The 17,556-nt window shown below is 67.7% G+C and carries 17 protein-coding genes; 6 read left to right on the top strand and 11 right to left on the bottom strand.

From position 1 onward, the window contains the following. Nucleotides 1-241 precede the first annotated feature (241 nt). Nucleotides 242-1,207 carry a class I SAM-dependent methyltransferase gene (locus ACO2SS_RS08115; protein ID WP_423277104.1) on the bottom strand — a complete coding sequence of 322 codons (966 nt, stop codon included), beginning with the start codon at nucleotides 1,205-1,207 and terminating at the stop codon, nucleotides 242-244. Nucleotides 1,208-1,916: 709 nt separating this feature from the next. Between ACO2SS_RS08115 and ACO2SS_RS08110 the strand changes: the two genes are divergently transcribed. After that, a complete protein-coding gene (locus tag ACO2SS_RS08110) occupies nucleotides 1,917-4,331 on the top strand; it encodes an arylsulfatase (RefSeq protein WP_423277178.1) in 2,415 nt (804 codons plus the stop codon). Between the two features lie 308 nt (nucleotides 4,332-4,639). Here ACO2SS_RS08110 and ACO2SS_RS08105 read toward each other — a convergent pair whose 3' ends face one another. The 4 genes from ACO2SS_RS08105 to ACO2SS_RS08090 form a co-directional block, all read right to left on the bottom strand. After that, complete coding sequence (locus tag ACO2SS_RS08105; RefSeq protein WP_423277103.1) at nucleotides 4,640-5,695, bottom strand: dipeptidase; 1,056 nt, start codon at nucleotides 5,693-5,695, stop codon at nucleotides 4,640-4,642. Nucleotides 5,696-5,789: 94 nt separating this feature from the next. Next, the gene (locus ACO2SS_RS08100) at nucleotides 5,790-6,809 is read right to left on the bottom strand and encodes a zinc-binding alcohol dehydrogenase family protein (RefSeq protein ID WP_423277102.1); all 1,020 of its coding nucleotides are present in this window, start codon (nucleotides 6,807-6,809) and stop codon (nucleotides 5,790-5,792) included. Between the two features lie 63 nt (nucleotides 6,810-6,872). Beyond that, the gene (locus tag ACO2SS_RS08095; RefSeq protein ID WP_423277101.1) at nucleotides 6,873-7,760 is read right to left on the bottom strand and encodes a dihydrodipicolinate synthase family protein; all 888 of its coding nucleotides are present in this window, start codon (nucleotides 7,758-7,760) and stop codon (nucleotides 6,873-6,875) included. 148 nt (nucleotides 7,761-7,908) lie between these two features. Then, the gene (locus ACO2SS_RS08090) at nucleotides 7,909-8,712 is read right to left on the bottom strand and encodes an SDR family NAD(P)-dependent oxidoreductase (RefSeq protein WP_423277100.1); all 804 of its coding nucleotides are present in this window, start codon (nucleotides 8,710-8,712) and stop codon (nucleotides 7,909-7,911) included. Nucleotides 8,713-8,810: 98 nt separating this feature from the next. On the opposite strand from ACO2SS_RS08090, the gene ACO2SS_RS08085 reads away from it, so the two are divergent. Continuing rightward, nucleotides 8,811-9,203 carry a winged helix-turn-helix transcriptional regulator gene (locus ACO2SS_RS08085; protein WP_423277099.1) on the top strand — a complete coding sequence of 131 codons (393 nt, stop codon included), beginning with the start codon at nucleotides 8,811-8,813 and terminating at the stop codon, nucleotides 9,201-9,203. An 80-nt stretch (nucleotides 9,204-9,283) separates the two neighbouring features. On the opposite strand, the gene ACO2SS_RS08080 is transcribed toward ACO2SS_RS08085, so the two are convergent. After that, the gene (locus ACO2SS_RS08080; RefSeq protein ID WP_423277098.1) at nucleotides 9,284-9,877 is read right to left on the bottom strand and encodes a TetR/AcrR family transcriptional regulator; all 594 of its coding nucleotides are present in this window, start codon (nucleotides 9,875-9,877) and stop codon (nucleotides 9,284-9,286) included. A 74-nt stretch (nucleotides 9,878-9,951) separates the two neighbouring features. Between ACO2SS_RS08080 and bdcA the strand changes: the two genes are divergently transcribed. After that, entirely contained in the window at nucleotides 9,952-10,665 is a 714-nt protein-coding gene (gene bdcA / locus ACO2SS_RS08075; protein WP_423277097.1) for an SDR family oxidoreductase, read from the top strand. A gap of 186 nt (nucleotides 10,666-10,851) precedes the next feature. Here bdcA and ACO2SS_RS08070 read toward each other — a convergent pair whose 3' ends face one another. Together ACO2SS_RS08070 and ACO2SS_RS08065 are read right to left on the bottom strand one after the other, a co-directional pair. Then, nucleotides 10,852-12,108, bottom strand: a complete 1,257-nt coding sequence (locus tag ACO2SS_RS08070) for a vanadium-dependent haloperoxidase (protein WP_423277096.1) — start codon at nucleotides 12,106-12,108, stop codon at nucleotides 10,852-10,854. A 199-nt stretch (nucleotides 12,109-12,307) separates the two neighbouring features. After that, nucleotides 12,308-13,072 carry an ArsR/SmtB family transcription factor gene (locus ACO2SS_RS08065; RefSeq protein WP_423277095.1) on the bottom strand — a complete coding sequence of 255 codons (765 nt, stop codon included), beginning with the start codon at nucleotides 13,070-13,072 and terminating at the stop codon, nucleotides 12,308-12,310. Between ACO2SS_RS08065 and ACO2SS_RS08060 the strand changes: the two genes are divergently transcribed. Together ACO2SS_RS08060 and ACO2SS_RS08055 are read left to right on the top strand one after the other, a co-directional pair. Continuing rightward, nucleotides 13,071-13,385 carry an NIPSNAP family protein gene (locus ACO2SS_RS08060; RefSeq protein ID WP_423277094.1) on the top strand — a complete coding sequence of 105 codons (315 nt, stop codon included), beginning with the start codon at nucleotides 13,071-13,073 and terminating at the stop codon, nucleotides 13,383-13,385. The genes ACO2SS_RS08065 and ACO2SS_RS08060 overlap by 2 nt on opposite strands. Next, the gene (locus tag ACO2SS_RS08055) at nucleotides 13,382-13,729 is read left to right on the top strand and encodes an antibiotic biosynthesis monooxygenase family protein (RefSeq protein ID WP_423277093.1); all 348 of its coding nucleotides are present in this window, start codon (nucleotides 13,382-13,384) and stop codon (nucleotides 13,727-13,729) included. The genes ACO2SS_RS08060 and ACO2SS_RS08055 overlap by 4 nt, the downstream gene beginning before the upstream one ends. Before the next feature lie 22 nt (nucleotides 13,730-13,751). On the opposite strand, the gene ACO2SS_RS08050 is transcribed toward ACO2SS_RS08055, so the two are convergent. The 3 genes from ACO2SS_RS08050 to efp form a co-directional block, all read right to left on the bottom strand. Then, nucleotides 13,752-14,240, bottom strand: coding sequence for a BA14K family protein (locus ACO2SS_RS08050; RefSeq protein ID WP_423277177.1), 489 nt, complete (start codon nucleotides 14,238-14,240; stop codon nucleotides 13,752-13,754). Nucleotides 14,241-14,635: 395 nt separating this feature from the next. Then, nucleotides 14,636-15,808 (bottom strand): aminotransferase, encoded by a 1,173-nt coding sequence (locus tag ACO2SS_RS08045; protein WP_423277092.1) that lies wholly within the window; start codon nucleotides 15,806-15,808, stop codon nucleotides 14,636-14,638. Nucleotides 15,809-15,828: 20 nt separating this feature from the next. Further along, nucleotides 15,829-16,395, bottom strand: a complete 567-nt coding sequence (gene efp, locus ACO2SS_RS08040) for an elongation factor P (RefSeq protein WP_423277091.1) — start codon at nucleotides 16,393-16,395, stop codon at nucleotides 15,829-15,831. Between the two features lie 121 nt (nucleotides 16,396-16,516). On the opposite strand from efp, the gene epmA reads away from it, so the two are divergent. Beyond that, a complete protein-coding gene (gene epmA, locus ACO2SS_RS08035; RefSeq protein WP_423277090.1) occupies nucleotides 16,517-17,554 on the top strand; it encodes an EF-P lysine aminoacylase EpmA in 1,038 nt (345 codons plus the stop codon). Nucleotides 17,555-17,556: the final 2 nt, after the last annotated feature.

Below are 17,556 nucleotides of genomic sequence, written 5' to 3'. Positions count from 1 at the left end.
CAAAGGCTGAGGCGGAATCAGGCTAGAACAAATCGGGTACACGAGCAATCGGAGCGGCGCAGGACGCATCGCTCGGCAGTCGACTGGTCGTCGGGGCCGCTCCCGGCCCGCCTCGGGAATGCGGCGCTTCGCGGGCGAAGAGCCGCTTCCGGACACGTAGCCGACCTCTGAGCACGGCGGCAGATCGACAGCGGCTCGGAACCGCTGTCTTCAACGGTAACCTCCAGCAGGTCCTCGTCGCCTACTTTCTGCGGCGCATATTTGTACCAGGTGCTGGCTGCACAGGTTTGCGAGCCAGCAGCAGCAGTGACGCGCCTTCGTCATCGGGGCGGAACGGCTGCGGCTTGAGCTTCCCCATGGCGAGCCCACCCACGAAGCCAACCAGTGCCGAGGCGTGCCATGCCCAGGAATGGCGATAGTGCACATCGCGGCATTTCACCGGTGAGCAGCGCTCCATCCAGTAGACAATGGCGTCGACGTCGGTCCAGGGCGTGATCTCGACCTCGGGAGAAACCAGACCGACGCGCGACGCGAGCGCCTCCAGCGCCGCCTTCGTCCACCACGTGAGGTGATGCGGCACAGCGTTGATCAGATAGTTCGGAATTCGGGTGTGCGCCGCCGGCACGTGCGGCACGCCGATGATCACGGTGCCCCCTGGCCGCACCGCGCGCATCATCGCGCGTGCCATCGCGACCGGCTGGTCGACGTGCTCCAGCACCTGGAAGGCGGTGACGAGGTCGTACTCGCCGGCATGCGTTCGCAGGTGGTCGTCCAAGCTCTCGACCCTGGCCCAGGATGCGCCGGGCTCGCCGGAGAAGTGTGGGTCCAGCCCCGTGTATTCGGCGTGGCGCACCTCGTAGCGGAAGGCGCCGAAGCCGCAGCCAACGTCAAGCACGCGGTCGCCCGGCGCGACGTGGCGGGCGGCCAGCCGGAACTCGGCGCGGGGGTGTCCTTCGCGCGGGTAGTAGCGGTCGCTCAGACGGCTGTACAGGGTCGTGTAGAAGCCAGCATCCCCCTGCCGCATGGGATCGAAGAAGTAGAGACCCGTCGGTGACTCCCAGAGACCGAAACGCTTCGTTCCCCGGAAGCTCGGGCGTGCATCGACCCGCAGCGTGTAGCGCCAGAGATCGGCGAGCAGGCGCGCGCTCACCCATTGCACGCGGCGGATCGCTGGTTCGCCCGTGACGGGGCAGAGTGGGGTCGTCATGCGATGCCCTCCAGGGCCGACCCGATCGACGACGGGTTGGCGCAAGCCTCCAGCCGGAGCGCTCGGCGAATACCCGCCCGGCCGATGGCCGCCCTACCCGGCCGGAGGTTGCGCTATACGGACCGGCGAAGGAAGCTCACCCGTCACGCCTGGGCTCGGCGAGGTGGCTCCGGCCGCCGCAATCACCGTCCTCACTTCAGTCTGTCGGGCGGCTTAAGATCAGGCCGGTCGCGACTGCTTCGCGCCCCTTCTCGGAAGTGGGGAGCTTCCGCGCCCGACCCCTTGTCGGACATTGAGCCGGGCCTGCCACTAAGTCCGAATTTGGCCCGAGGCGGAAGGACCGCTTCGCAGTGACGTGCGGAAGCGGACTTCGCCCATTTGGCTGCTCCCACCCAAGTGGGGCATGCCCAGAGCAAAACGGCGGAGCGGCTGATCATTGCGAGCCGAGGCATAGCTGAGCGTCCCACCGGATCAAGCAAGGACGCATCACCATCTTATGCCGTACGCAAGTCAGCTCGACGAGAGTTGCTCTCCTCACCGAGGATCCTGGAGTGTTCGGCAGTGACCAAGGCGGCGCGCAATTGCGACGCTGATCTTGGGCAGCACAGCGCGCCGGCTACATGATGCAGGAGACGGTCAGATGCTTATCCAGTGTCAGCTCCGTCAGTTCACCTCAAATGTATTCGTCGGCTGTGCTTCATTTGCTTTGATGGTCACAGCTGCCCACGCCCAGACAATCGGCGGAACGCCGGGATCGCCCAGCGCGACCACTACCATCGATGGAAAGTATCTGCCGCCGCCACCGCCGAAGTTCGGCGGCGAGATCAACTTGCAGGCCGACCAGTCGAAGCCATATTGGCAGCCGCAGGTAGTCCCGCCGAAGGGCGCGCCAAATGTGCTTTTGATCATGACCGACGATCAGGGCTACGGCGTTTCGGGTACGTTCGGCGGCGTGATCCCGACACCAGCCATGGATCGCATTGCCAACGCGGGGCTGCGATATACGCAGATGCATTCGACCTCGCTGTGCTCCCCCTCGCGGGCCGCGCTTATCACCGGGCGCAATCACCACTCGGTCGGATTCGGTATCATTTCCGAGCAGTCCACTGGTTATCCCGGCTACGATTCCGTCATCGGGCCGGACAACGCCACCATCGGCAACATTCTCAAGCAGAACGGTTACGCAACCTCCTGGTTCGGCAAGAACCACAACACGCCGAGCTATCAGATCAGCGCCGCCGGTCCGTTTGAACAGTGGCCGAGCGGGATGGGCTTCGACTATTTCTACGGCTTTATGGGCGGCGAGACGGACCAGTGGAATCCGTGGCTGTACCAGAACACGACGCAGATTTTCCCCTTTGTCGGTAAGCCCGACTACAACCTCATCACCGATATGGCGGATGAGGCTATCAGCCATATGCGGCAGCTCAACGCGAGCGCGCCCGACAAGCCGTTCCTTGTCTACTACGTCCCCGGCGGCAGCCACTCACCCCACCAGCCGAAGAAGGAGTGGAGCGACAAGTTTAGGGGCAAGTTCGACATGGGCTGGAATGCCATGCGCGAGCAGATTTTTGCCAACCAGAAGCAGCTCGGGGTCATTCCGGCGAATACACAGCTCACGCCGTGGCCGGACGAACTGCCAAAGTGGGACACGCTCTCGCCCGACGAGAAGAAGCTGTTCGCGCGCCAGGCGGAGGTATTTGCCGGCTACACAGCCTACACCGACTATGAAATCGGCCGCGTCATCCAGGCGGTCGAGGACATGGGTAAGCTCGACAACACCCTGATCATCTACATCAGCGGCGATAACGGCACGAGCGCGGAAGGCACGACGCGCGGGACATTCAACCAGTATACCGCCTACAACGGCATCCTCGATCTGCCGATCGCCGAGCAGATGAAACACTACGATGCGTGGGGCTCGGCCACGACCTATCCGCACATGTCGGTGGCATGGTCGTGGGCATTCGATACGCCCTTCAAGTGGACCAAGCAGGTGGCGTCCCATTTCGGCGGCACCCGGCAGGGCATGGCGATATCCTGGCCGGCCCGCATCAAAGATACCGGGGCCATCCGCACCCAATTCCATCATCTTATCGACATCGTGCCGACCATTCTGGAAGCGGCCGGGATCCCGGCGCCGTTGATGGTCAACGGCATCGCGCAAAAGCCGATCGAAGGTGTGAGCATGGGCTACACCTTCGACAAGGCGAACGGCGACGCGCAGTCGACTCGCAAAACACAGTATTTCGAGATGTTTGCGAACCGGGCGCTCTACCACGACGGCTGGATCGCTGCGACGACACCGCCTGCGCCACCTTGGCTCCTCGGTACGGTCAAGCTACCCACGGACATCGTCAATGGGTACAAGTGGGAACTCTATAATCTCGCCGAGGACTACTCCGAGTATAACGATCTTGCTGCCAAGCGGCCCGAAAAGCTGCGCGAGTTGCAGGATCTTTTCCTGGTGGAAGCGACAAAATACAATGTGCTCCCGCTGGACAACTCGGTTCTGCAGCGTATCGTCACGCCGAGGCCGAGCGCGACGGCGGGGAGGAGCACTTTCACCTACTCGGGTGAACTCTCCGGCGTGCCCTACAGCGACGCGCCCGACATCTTGAACAAGTCCTACACCATCACGGCCGAAGTGGACGTTCCCCAGAGCGGCGGCGACGGGATGATCGTCACGATGGGAGGCCGTTTCGGCGGCTACGGCCTGTACCTGCTCAAGAGCAAGCCGGTCTTCACCTACAACTTCCTTGATCTTGGACGCTTCCGCTGGGAAGGCCAGCAGGCGCTGACACCGGGCAAGCACACCATCGTGTTAGATTTCACATACGACGGTCCCGGCTTCGGCAAAGGCGGCACCGGCGTTCTCAAAGTGGATGACAAGGAAGTCGCCACGAACAAGCTGCCGCACACAGCCCCGTTCCTCCTGACCATCGATGAAACGTTCGACGTGGGCGTCGACAGCCGCACGCCCGTCGACGACAGGGACTACCAGTTGCCGTTCCGCCTGACCGGCACGCTCAACAAGCTCACCTTCAAGCTTGGACCAGCGCAGCTTACGAGCAGCGATCAGCAGACGATCCAGCACGCGCGCGCCAACGCAGCACACAATTGACTGCGTTGATCGACCACAGTTCATCGACGTAGGCATGGCACCGCCTAAGCCTAGCCGTGTCGCGTGGGTGAGTGCGAGTGGAACTCCCCAACGGTGCCTTGGCGCGAAATCCCGACCTGAAGACGGGCTTCCCCCCGACTTCTTGGCGCCGGCTCCCTTGTCCGGAAAGAGGACCGGTGAGGCTTTCCGCTTAAGGCGTGATCCGGACCTGAGTGAACGAGCGAGAAGGCTTCCGCTTACCACCCAACTCGGACGATCGGACCGAGCCCTCGCCGCACTTCCCCGCCGGGAGTTTACCGAGGCCGGCTCTACCCGATCGTGCGCTCCAGGACGCGGAGCCAGTTCTCGTGGCCGAGCTTTCGGAGCAGCGGCTCGTCGTAGCCACGGGCTCGCATCGCGGTGACCAGTCGCTGCAGGTCGGCCGAAGACCTGATCGCGCTCGGCACCACGGCGCCATCGTAGTCGGACCCGAAGCCGACGCGGGTCTCGCCGATCCGCTCAATCAGGACGTCGAAGTGGCGGATCACTATGTCGAGATCGGTGTCGGCCCGCATCTGCCCGTCGGGGCGCAGGAAGCTCGTGGCGAAGTTCACGCCGACCATGCCGTCGCTCTCGCGAATGGCGTCGAGCTGGCGGTCGGTCAGGTTCCGGGAGCTGGGCGAGATCGCGTGCACGTTCGAGTGGGTGGCCACGAGCGGCGCATCGGTGGTCCTCGCCACGTCCCAGAATCCCTTGTCGGTGAGGTGCGACAGGTCGACCAGGATCCGCAGCCGGTTGCAGGCGCGGACGAGCTCGAAGCCGAGCTCGGTCAGCCCCGGCCCGATATCGGGCGACGACGGGAAGCGCATCGGCACGCCGCCGCCGAAGATGTTGTCGCGGCTCCAGACCGGCCCGAGCGAGCGCAGGCCGACGGCATGCAGCACGTCGAGCGTGCGCAGCCCCGGATCGATCGCCTCTGCGCCTTCGAGGTGCATGACGACCGCGAGCGAGCCCCGCGCCATCGCCGCGCGCACCTCCTCCGTCGTCCGGCAGATCGACACGGCGCCGCCGGACAGCCGCTCCATCCGCAGGACGATCGAGGCCTTCTCGACGACGGTGGTCCGGGCGTCGGTCTCGCTGACGCCCGGGGGGAGCGGGATCGCATAGCCCTCCCCGCTCAGCGCCTTGAAGTCGAGACCCGACCGGGACGGTACATAGAAGGCGAACAGCCCGCCGGCGAAGCCACCCGCGCTGGCACGCGGAAGGTCGAGGTGGCCGCGCGGCTCCCCCTTCAGAAAGCGCTGCTCGGCCCCCTCCAATCCGTCGCGGTGGAGGCGAAGCAGGGCGTCGTTATGGCCGTCGAAGATCGGGATGGGGTCGGTCATGCGGGATGCTTCCTAGTGCATCCGCATGCACCGGAACACGTCGAGGACACCTGGCGAGCGTCATGCGCCGGCCAGGCAGAGGTTGCCGTCCCCCTCAGGCCCCGAAACCTTCCAGCACCACCTTGCCCTTCGCCTTGCCGCTTTCGATCAGGGCGTGGGCGCGGCGGAGGTTGGCGGCGTTGATGGTGCCGTAGGTCTCGCCGAGCGTCGTCTTCAGCGTGCCGGCATCGACGAGGCGGGAGACCTCGTTCAGGAGCTTGCCCTGCTCGGCCATGTCCGGGGTCTGGAACACCGGGCGCGTGAACATGAATTCCCAATGCGTCGAGACGCATTTCTGCTTGAAGATGCTGACGTCGAGCGGGCCGGGATCGTCGATCAGCCCGAAGCGGCCGAACGGGGCGATCAGCTTCGGGATATCCGGGAGGTGCTTGTCGGTCTGGGTGGTGGAGAAGACAAAGCCCGGCGCGCCGATCCCGAGCGCCTCCACCTCGGCCGCGAGCGGCTTCGAATGGTCGACCACGTGGTGCGCGCCGAGGTTCTTCACCCATTCGCGCGATTCCGGCCGGGAGGCCGTCCCGATGACGGTGAGGTCGGTCAGCTGCCGGGCGAGCTGGACGGCGATCGAGCTCACGCCCCCTGCCCCGCCGATGACGAGGAGCGGCGAGGCCGCGCCCGCGACGGGACGCCGGATGTCGAGCTGGTCGAACAGCATCTCCCAGGCCGTGATGGAGGTCAGCGGCAGGGCGGCGGCCTCGGCCCAGCTGAGCGAGGCGGGCTTCCGGCCGACGATGCGCTCGTCCACGAGATGGAGCTCGGAATTGCTGCCCGGCCGGTTGATCGCGCCGGCGTAGAAGACCTCGTCGCCCGGCTTGAACAGGCTGGCCTCCGGCCCGACCGCCCGGACGGTGCCGACGGCATCGAAGCCCAGCACCTTCCACTCGCCCGGCTCGGCGGCGGCGCGCTTGCGCACCTTGGTGTCGACCGGGTTCACGGACACGGCCCGCACCTCGACGAGAAGGTCGCGGCCCGTCGGGGTGGGATCGGGCAGTTCGATATCGACGAGCGCGTTCTCGTCCGTGATGGGCAGAGACTTCTGGTAACCGACGGCACGCATGGCGGGCTCCGTATCCTACCGGAGCCAGATGCCCTCTCCCCGGACGGGGCGCAAGGATGCCTGTCAGATCGCCTGCACGGCCTCGATCGCCTCCATGGCGCGCCGGGTATCCGCCTCCGCGAGCGGCAGGATCGGCAGCGGCGGGTCGGCCTTCGTCAGCCCGAGCGCCTTGGCGCCGGCATGGACCACGCGATAGCTCGACAGCTCCCGGAACAGCGCCCAGAGCGGCTCGAACAGGCCGTTGATCCGCGCGACCTCGGCGGCGTCGCCCGCCTGCGCGGCGCGGGTCAGCTTCAAGGCCGGCCCGGGCAGGAGGCCGCCGACGACGCTGTACCAGGCGACCCCGCCCGCCAGGATCGCGCCGCCCGCGTTCCAGTCGCCGCTATAGCCGATCGCGAAATCGGGCGGGAGGAGCATGCGCAGCGCCTCGTGCGCGGCGGGCATCTCGGCTGCGGGCAGGCCGGTGTTCTTCACCGCCGCGATGTTCGGCACCCGCGCCAGGCGGGCGATCAGCTCGTTCGAGAAAGTGAAGTGTGTCGTGGAGGGGTTGTTGTAGATGCAGAGCGGCAGCCCGGTCGCGCCCGCCACGGCCTCGTAGTGGCGGAACACCTCCTCGTCCTTGAGCGGCGTGTAGGAGACGGGCGCGAGGAGGAGCCCGTCGGCTCCGGCCGCCTCCGCGTCGCGGGCGAGCGCCTGCGCCTCGTCGGTCCGCATCGCGCCGACGCTGACGACGAGCGGGACGCGGCGCTTCAGAACCTCGGCGGCCACCTGCACCGCCCGCCGGCGCTCCTCGCGCGACAGGTGCATGTAGGAGCCGGTGCTGCCGAGCAGCCCGACCGAGTCGACCTTTTCGGTGGCGAGGCGCTCCAGCAGTGCGGCGAGATCCTCCGCCAGCACGCGCCCACTCGCGTCCATCGGCGTGATCGGAAAGGCTGACAGGCCGCGGAACATCGCTTCTCCTTCGGGCGCTCGGCTCGGCTACTCCTTAGGCTCGGGCGCAGGGAGTTGGAACATCGATCTCGGCTGCCAAGCCTGATCGGCGCTGCTTTCGCCGTAGGGCCTCCTCCGGGCTCGCATGCGACCGGAGGAGCGGGTCGGCCTAGACGTACCGGGCGGCAGGCCGCGCATCGAATACGGCCTGAAGCAGGCCGCTGCCAGCCATCTCATACGCGCCGAGAAGCGATGCATCGTGCAGCGATGGCGCGGTGACGCGCTCGCCCTGGTCCAGACCCGACAGGGCGGCGTCGACACAATCCTCCGTCGTCATGACGATGCTGTCCGGCAGAGGCTCCAACTCCGCCCCGCCCGCGACATCCCAGCCCTCGGAGACCACCGCGCCCGGAAGGACGAGTTGCACGCGCACGGCGGTTTCGCGGACCTCGCTCTGGAGGCTCTGGGTGAACAGGTACACATACGCCTTCGTGGAGCCGTAGACCGGTATTCCGGGATAGGGCGCGAAGCCGGCGCCCGAGCCCAGGTTCACGAGCGTGCCTTTCCCTCTCGCCTTGAAGGCTTGCAGCGCCGCCCGGGACAGAAGCGTGAGTGCCGTGATGTTCAGGGCGATCATCCGCGCGATCACATCGTCCGGCGTCCGGGTGAGCGGCTTCAAGGCCGAGAACCCGGCGTTGTTCACGAGAAGCGACACCGCAGCATCGCGGGCGATACGATCGGCCAGCGCCGCGACGCCGGCCGGCTCGGACAGGTCGGCGACGAGCGCCTCGGCGCGGATCCGGAAACGGGATCCGAGATCGGCAGCGATCCGCCGCAGGCGATCCTCACGGCGTGCGACAAGCACCAGATCGTAGCCACGAGCGGCGAGCCGTTCTGCATAGACCTTGCCGATGCCCGAGGACGCGCCGGTCACGATCGCCGTTCCGGCGCCAGATGAAGGAAGGGTGGTCAAGACAAGCTCCGCGAGATGTTCATCGCGGCGAGGTATACGGCCTATACTAGGTGTCAATTACGCACTACAAGTAGACCAGGTTTATCGGACGAGACCGCATGCCCTACACGGAAGACCAGGTGATCGAGACCATCCCGGTGGTCCGTCCGGTGCTCGAGCAGGTCGCCCACAAGTGGTCGATCCTGGTGTTGACGTTCCTGTGCGAGGAGCCGAAGCGCTTCAACGCTCTGAAGCGGCGCCTGGACGGGATCACGCAGAAGGCGCTCACCGAGACATTGAGGCGGCTGGAGAGGAACGGGCTGATCGATCGCTGCGTCACGACCGCCTCGCCGATCGCGGTCGTATATTCGATCACGCCCCTGGGCCGGACGTTACAAGCCCCATTGCTGTCCCTCTACGATTGGGCTCTCGCGCATCAGGGCGACCTGCGGGACGCGCAAGAGCGGTTCGATTCAGGGATCGCCGGCGCCATCAGGCAGGACGCGGCTTAAATCGACCGTGGAGCGTCGCTTCCGGCTTCCGAGTTCGGGCTACCGCCTCCCCCCGCCCCCCCGAAACGCCTCGGCGATCGTCAGCCCGGAAGGGCCTGCGCGATGGCCGCGCCGGCGAGCCGGGCGGTGGCGAGGAGCTGGTCCAGGCCGTGCCCGTGGCGGGCCTTAGCAGAGAGCCCCGACATGGTCGTGCTGACGAAATCCGTGATCCGCTCGGCCTCCTCCGGATGGCGCTCCGCGATGTAGCGGCGGATCATGTCCTCCGCGGCGATGTTGAAGGCGCGCGCCATCTCGCGGGCCTCCTGGTCGTTGCAGCGCGTCCCTTCCAGCACCAGACAGCCGCGGGCCATCGGATCGGCGGCGTAGCGGCGGGCGGCCTCCTCCAGCACGGCTGTAAGACACGCCGCCACGGGACGGTCGAGCCGCAACAGCTCCGCAAACGGAATGGCATCGTCGCCTGAATAGCGATCGAGAATGCGGGCGTAGAGGCCGGCCTTGTTGCCGAAGGCGGCATAGAAGCTCGGCGGGTTGATGCCGAGCGCCTCCGTCAGGTCCGCGACGCTCACGGCGTCATAGCCGCGAGCGTGGAAGAGGTGCTGGGCAGTGGCGACCGCCTCGGCGGGATCGAAGCGCCGGGGGCGGCCGCGAGGGCGGGATTTTTTTGTAGTCTGCATTACAAAATGCCTTGACCGGCGGAAACGCGAGGATTTATGTAGCGTCCATTACGTTTTATCTCAAGGAGGCCCGAGTGGCTGCGTTTCAGGACAAGTCGGTGTTGGTGCTCGGCGGCAGCCGAGGAATCGGAGCCGCGATCGTGCGGCGCTTCGCGGCAGAGGGTGCTGCCGTCACCTTCACCTATGCAGGGTCGCGCGACGCCGCGATGCGCCTGGCGGCCGAGACCGGCACCAAGGCGGTCCTGACCGACAGCGCCGACCGCGATGCGGTGATTGCGCGAGTGCGCGAGAGCGGGCCGCTGGACGTGCTGGTGGTGAATTCCGGGATCGGCGTGTTCGGGGATCCGCTGGACCAGGATCCGGACGCGATCGACCGGCTGTTCCGGATCAACGTCCACACGCCCTACCACGCCTCCGTCGAAGCGGCGCGGCGGATGCCGGACGGGGGGCGGATCGTCGTGATCGGCTCGGTCAACGGCGACCGGATGCCCGTCGCCGGAATGGCGTCCTACGCCCTGAGCAAGTCCGCCCTGCAGGGCATGGCGCGGGGGCTGGCGCGGGATTTCGGGCCGCGCGGCATCACGGTCAACATCGTGCAGCCCGGCCCGATCGACACGGACGCGAACCCGGAGAACGGGCCGATGAAGGACCTGATGCACAGCTTCATGGCCATCAAGCGCCACGGCCGGCCCGAGGAGGTCGCCGGGATGGTGGCCTGGCTGTCGGGGCCGGAAGCCGGCTTCGTGACGGGCGCTATGCACACGATCGACGGCGCTTTCGGCGCCTAGCTCCCCGGAGGCGGCGAAGCACACCCCCGTCCGCAGCGCCCGCTAGCTGCCTGCCAGATCCTCCAGGCAGCTTTCGGACGGACAGGGACACGGCTTCGCAGGGCCGGGCAGCGGCGCACCGGGACGGAGACGGGAAAATCCCTCCGTCCCAGCTCGCGCCCTTCACGCTTTCGGCCCTGCGCGCGCTCAGCGCGATGCCTCGACGGCTGGGGTACGCCGCGGGAGCTGTGTCCGCACGGTCAGCTCGCCGATCTTCCGGCCCATCTCCGCCCCTACCTCGCCCGAGAAGCGATAGTGGAAGCCGGCATAGATCCGGGCGTGCCTGACCTCATCCGCGTAGTCGCTGATGCGGGACCATTTCCGGGTCACGCCGGGCGCCGTCGCGCTGGTCAGCACGATCTCTCCCACCTCGTCTCCGACCAGCTCCTTCAGCACCGTCGCGACCGCGGAGGACGTGATGCAATGGGCGCACGGATATTCCGGGTGCATCGGCGTATCGGCCAGCGGCAGCCATTCGGGGTCTCTCGGCGTCGCAGGGTTTCCTGCGAGCTCCCCAGTGCGAATGGCCGTGATCGGCCGCCAGAAGCCGTATGCGTACTTGGCATCGAAAACGGCAATGTGGCCATCGTTGGCGGCCATCGCCGCGAGCGCGTAGAGGCGCGCGCAATCCAGGAGGTCCATATCCTGCTTCATCGCGACCTGCCGGAGGATGGGGTTGTAGGTGCGAGCACCGGTCAGCAGCCAGAACCGGCCGATACTCGTCTGCTCCGGGGTCCGGACCGTGCTGTTGCGGGATCCGACTTCGCGGATTTCGTTGTAGTCGCGCGTCCAGGTCTCGGAGGTCAGCGCCGGGGGCGGTGCCGGTCGAAACTGCGATCCGGACGCCATCACCCACGGCCTGATCGCCCCGACGGTCGAGTAGAGCGGGATCGCGGTCGGCACGTAGGCTCCGGGCGCCGTGTGCGGGCGATAGCTCTCCCGAGCGTCTGCTCCGTCATCGGCGCGATTCGCGAGCATGCCCTCGGCCGCGCGCATGCCGAGCTCGAGGCCCTTCTCCTTCATCGCCCCTTCGTCCACGCCGGCAAGCATCTGAGCCAGCGCTTCGTCGAGGCTCGCCCGCTTGTCGGGGAAAAGCGCGACGAGAACGTCATGGCCCGCCTTGGCGGCGGCCGCCTCCTTGGAGGCGTCGGGGTGCGTCCCGAGGGATAGCCTGTAGGGAGCGTATCGTCCCTGCACGGCATTCACGGCCTCGAACATGGCCGTATGGAGGATGGCGAGGTTTCGGCCGTGCGGCGCCGGCCCCAGCTGCTTTTCGGTGCCGATCACCTCGGCAGCCGAGTTCCAGTCCATCACAATGTCGGCGGAGGCCGACGTTGTCGCCGCTGCGCTGACAAGGGCGGCCGCGGCGATCGACAGGAGCCGAGTTCGTGACAAGGTAGCCATCGTTGAACTCCTCATGCTCTCGATGTGGACTGTGCGTGGGCGCTCGATGGGGCTCCTTTCGCCGAGTGGTTGCCGGGTGGCGCCGCGACGTCCCCGTCACAGGCGCGAGGTTAGGCTACGCCTCCGGCTGGCGCAGGCAAGCAGTTGCGGGCCGCAAAACGATCGGCCGGAGCGGCCCGATGCCGTGCCGCCCCTTTGCCTAGACGCCGAAGGTCTCGGCGAAGGCCTTTCGGCCGCGCGGCGAGAAGGCGATCACGCGCGAGCCCTCGACGCGCTTCGCCCAGCCGAGTTCGGCGAAGCGGCGAAGCAGGGCGGCGCCGAGCGCGCCGGCGAGGTGGGAGCGGCGGACCGACCAGTCGAGGCAGGCCTTGCAGAGGGGCCGGCGCGTGCCCGCGATCTCGTTCAGGTCGATCCCGAATTCGCGGACGAAGCTCTCCCCGGCCGGCGTGAGGTGGAGCGCCTCCGCCTCCCCCTCCCCGCGGATCAGGTCCCGCTCGACCATGCCGTCGAGCATCGCGACCCCGAGATCGCCCGCGAGGTGGTCGTAGCAGATGCGGGCCTCCCGCAGGGCCGGCTCGCGCGGTCCCGGACGGGTGCGGGCATGGCCGGCGCGTGCCGCGAGCCCCATCAGCGCCTCGAGCACGTCGCCGACATCCTCGCCCGAGAGGGCGTAGTAGCTGTGCCGGCCCTGTTTCCGCAGGACGACGAGGTTGCCGGCGAGCAGCTTCGCGAGGTGCGAGCTCGCCGTCGGAGCCGTGACGCCGGCCTGCCGGGCGAGCTCGCCCGCCGTCAGCGCGCCGCCGCCCATGAGGGCCGTCAGCATGTTGGCGCGGGCGGGATCGCCGAGGAGGGAGGCGACGAGCGCGATGTCGGGACCTGCCTTCATGGTTCGACGATAATCGAACCATCCCCGCAGCGCAAAGGGGCAGAGTGCGGCCGAGACAAGCCCCGAGGAGCCCCCCATGACCGTCACCTGCTGCATCCGCTACGTGCTCGATCCCTACAAGCGCGACGCTTTCGAGGAATATGCCCGCAACTGGCTCGCCATCACCCCGGCCTGCGGCGGGGACCTCCTGGGCTATTTCATGCCGCACGAAGGGACGGACAATATCGCGCTGGCCCTGATCTCCTTTCCGAGCCTCGCGGCGTACGAGGCGTATCGCGCCCGGCTGAAATCCGATCCCGCCGGGGCCGAGAATTTCCGCATGGCGCAGGCCGGGCGGTTTATCCTGTCGGAGGAGCGCAGCTTCCTGCGCCCGGTGGAGCCGGCAGCATGATCGCGGTGATCTTCGAGGTTCGACCCGCCCCGGGACGGCGCGAGACCTATCTCGACATCGCCGCCCGGCTGCGGCCGGAGCTCGAACGGATCGACGGGTTCGTCTCGGTCGAGCGCTTCCAGAGCCTCACGAACCCGGACAAGATCCTGTCCCTCTCCTTCTTCCGGGACGAAGCGGCCGTTGCCGCCTGGCGCATGACGGCGGAGCACCGCGCCGCGCAGGCGGCCGGACGGGGCGGCGTCTTCGCCGATTACCGGCTCCGCGTCGCCGCCGTCATACGGGATTACGGCCTCGCCGAGCGGGACGAGGCGCCCGAGGATTCCCGCGCCGCCCACGCCGGGTGACGCGCCGGCCGGGATCCGGCCTCTACCGGCAGGTGTGCCGGCGGCCATCGCGGCCCACATAGGTTCCGGTGGCCGGATCGAACGTCTTGTACCTGCGTGAGCAGTAGGCGACCCATTCCGGGTTGACGACAACGCGGGTCCCTGGCGGATGCGCCGCCGCTGCGCTGCCGACCAGCGCGCCGGCCGCCAACCCGGCAATACCGGCGCCGAGGAGGGCGCCGTCGCCGTAATAATACGGGTAGCCTCCCCAGCCTCCCCAGCCCCCCCAGCCATATCCGTAATAGGGCCGGCCGTAGACGGGAGGTGGTGGCCTGCCTGGGCGGCCGAACCGGGGCCCGCGTGGTCCCGGACCGAAGCCCGGACCGCGAGGGTCGGGTCCGAATCCAGGACCGCGAGGCCCAGGCCCGCCGAACCGCGGCCCGCCACCAGGCGGCCCGCCGCGGAATCCGCCTCCGCCGGGAGGCCCTCCCCTGAAGCCGCCGCCCGGTGGGCCTCCGCCGGGTCCCTGCATATGATCGACGATGGCGCCGCCATCCATGATCGCCCCGACCGTGTCGTTGGCGGCTGAGGCGGTAGCCGAACCGAGCGACGCGGAGGAGATCAAAGTCCCGGCGATACAGGCGGCGGTGAAACCAATACGCATTTCCCGTCCTCTCCCGACTGATTGCTGGCCTGCGGCTCGGGTGCGCGCAGGACGTTCAAGTCGAAGGCGAAACAAACCCCGGGAGGAGCGGTTCCGGTCCTAAGGATTACAATGTTGAAATCGGCGCGGCAGCGCGGCCGATGCGGCTTATTTCGTCCGTTTACGATCGGACGTTCTCTGATTTCGGCAGAATTCAACTGGGCGGTACGGGTGTAGTTCGGCGTCAGGCCAAGTTATCCCGGTTTGCAGGCGGCGTGGCCGGCCTAGAGCTCGAGCGGCTCCTGCAGGCGGCTCGCCACCTCCGCGATCCGCTCCGCCTCGACATTGGCGAACGCCACCCGCAGATAGTCCTCCTGGTCCGGGCCGAAGGCCGAGCCGGGCAGCGTCACGATCCCACGTTCGACCGCGAGCGCCTCGGCCACCTGCATCGCCGCGTGTCCGGGATAAGGGTGGCGAATATAGGCGAAATAGGCGCCGCGGCTCGCCATCTCCCATCCCGGAAGCCGGGCGAAGACTGCCGCCGCAGCGTCGCCCCGGCGATTCATCAGGGCGCGGTTCTCCTCCCGCCAGCTCGACAGAGCCGGGATCGCCCAGGCGAGCCCGGCCTGGCCCGCCCGCGCCGCGCAGATCTGAACGCAATCGAGGATCTTGGTCAGCTCGGCCAGCACCGGGCCGGACGCCGCGATCGCGCCGAGCCGATAGCCGGGAACGCAGTAGCTCTTCGAAAACGAATAGAGCTGGATCAGGTAGTCGCGCCAGAATGGATCGCGGAAGAGCTCGTGCGGCCGGGCGAGATCCCCGGGCCGGAAGTCGCGATAGGTTTCGTCGAGAACGAGCGCGATGCCGCGCCGGCGGCAGAGATCCGCGAAGCGCGCGATCGTGCCGGGCGGATAGACGGCCCCCGTCGGATTGTTCGGCGTGACGAGCAGGATCGCCTTGACCCTGTCCGTGAGAAGCCGCTCGGCCTGGTCCGGATCGGGCACGAAGCCGCTCTCCGCGCTGCAGGGGAGCGGCACGACCTCCACGCCCAGCATCGCGGCGTTCATCTGGTGGTTGAAGTACCAGGGCACCGGCAGCATCACGGCCTCGCCGGCCTTGGCCAGCAGCATGGTCGCCGCGAAGGAGCCCATATTGGCGCCGGTCGTGATCGCGACCTCGGCGGTGCCGACATCACCCGCATAGAGAGCGTTGATGTCGGCCGCATAGGCCTCGCGCAGCGCGAGGTCGCCCGTGATGTCGCCGTAGCCGAAGCTCTCCGGGCGCGCGGCCGCCTCGGCCAGCTTCCGCACCAGGTCCGGATGCGGGGCGTAGCCCGGTACGGCCTGCGTCAGGTCGATGAGCGGCCCGTGCCGACCGTCATACCGCGAGGCCCATGCCCGGGCCTCCGGGATCGGCGGCGGGGCGACGGCCGCGACGAGCGGGTTGATGAGCCTCACGCAGACGCGCCCTTTTGCGCTCAGTCCTTGGCGCGTTCCACGTAGGAGCCGTCCGACGTCATGATGACGACGCGGGTGCCGGTGGCGACATGCGGCGGCACCATCGTGCGGACGCCGTTCGACAGCACGGCCGGCTTGTAGGACGAGGAGGCCGTCTGCCCTTTCACGGTCGGCTCCGTCTCGACGATCTCGAGGGTCACGCGCTGCGGCAGCTCGATCGCGATCGGCACGCCGTTATGGGTCGAGAGCATCACGGCCATGCCCTCCTGGAGGTAAGGCGCCTGGTCGCCGATGATGTCCTTCGGAACCGCGACCTGGTCGTAGGTCTCCGGGTTCATGAAGTGGAAGCCTTCGGCGTCGTTGTAGAGGTAGGTGTGCTCGCGATCCTCCACGAAGGCGCGCTCCACCTGCTCCGTCGTACGGTAGCGTTCCGACACCTTCACGCCGTCCGAAATGCGACGCATGTCGAGCTGGGTGACGGGCGTGCCCTTGCCGGGGTGGATGTTCTCCGCCGTCACGATGACGTAGAGCTTGCCGTCGACCTCGACGACATTGCCTTTCCGGAGGGAGGAGGCGATGACCTTCACGAGAATGATCCTTGCTGTGTAAGCGACGCGGCCGGGCGGGCCCGCGGGAATTGACTTGGGGCCCGGTTAGCCGATCTTCCCTTTCTTCGCCAGTGACCGGCGCTTCCCGGGCGGCCTGCCGGTGAGCGGCCGTCCGCCCTGGTGGTCGCGGGACGAGCATGCCCGCCGGCGGCCCTTCCTCCTGCAGAGAAACCGGATCGTCGCGGCGACCCGGCGCTGGTTCGCGGCGCGCGGATTCGTCGAGGTGGATACGGCCGCCCTGCAGGCTTCGCCGGGAAACGAGGCGCATCTGCACGCCTTTGCGACCGAAGCCCTGACGACGGCCGGCGAGGGGCGCCCGCTCTACCTGCATACCTCCCCGGAATTCGCGGCCAAGAAGCTGCTGGCTGCCGGCGAGGAGAGGATCTTCTCGCTCGGCCACGTGTTCCGGAACCGCGAGCGGGGCGCGCTGCACCATCCGGAATTCACGATGCTGGAGTGGTACCGCGTCGAGGAGGAATACGACCTCGTCATGCAGGATGCCGCCGAACTCGTGCGGCTCGCGGCCGAGACGACGAGCCGGCCGGTCGCGAGCTTTCGCGGCCGAACCTGCGACCTGACGGCCTGGCCCGAGCGGGTGAGCGTCGCCGATGCCTTTCGCGAGCATGCCGGGATCGACCTCCTGTCCACGGTCGGGGCCGACGATACGGACCGGGATGCGCTCGCTGCAGCGTGCAGCGCGTCGGGAATCCGGACCGCCCCGGACGATACCTGGTCGGACATGTTCAGCCGCGTCCTGGTCGAGAGGATCGAGCCCCGGCTCGGCGAGGGCAGGCCGACCCTGCTCGACCGCTACCCGGTGGCGGAGGCGGCGCTCGCCCGCCGCTCGGAGGACGATCCCCGTGTCGCGGAGCGGTTCGAGCTCTATGCCTGCGGGGTGGAGCTTGCGAACGGCTTCGGCGAGCTGACCGACGCGGCCGAGCAGCGGCGGCGCTTCGTGTCCGAGATGGACGAGAAGGCGCGCGTCTACGGCGAGCGCTACCCCCTGGACGAGGACTTCCTTGCTGCCCTGGAGACCATGCCGCGGGCATCGGGGGTGGCGCTCGGGCTCGACCGCCTCGTCATGCTGGCCAGCGGAGCGGAGCGGATCGAGGACGTGATCTGGACACCGGTTGCTTGACT

Source organism: Enterovirga sp. CN4-39, from assembly GCF_049446235.1.
Lineage (GTDB): Bacteria > Pseudomonadota > Alphaproteobacteria > Rhizobiales > Beijerinckiaceae > Enterovirga.
This window is presented reverse-complemented; position numbering and strand designations above follow the sequence as displayed.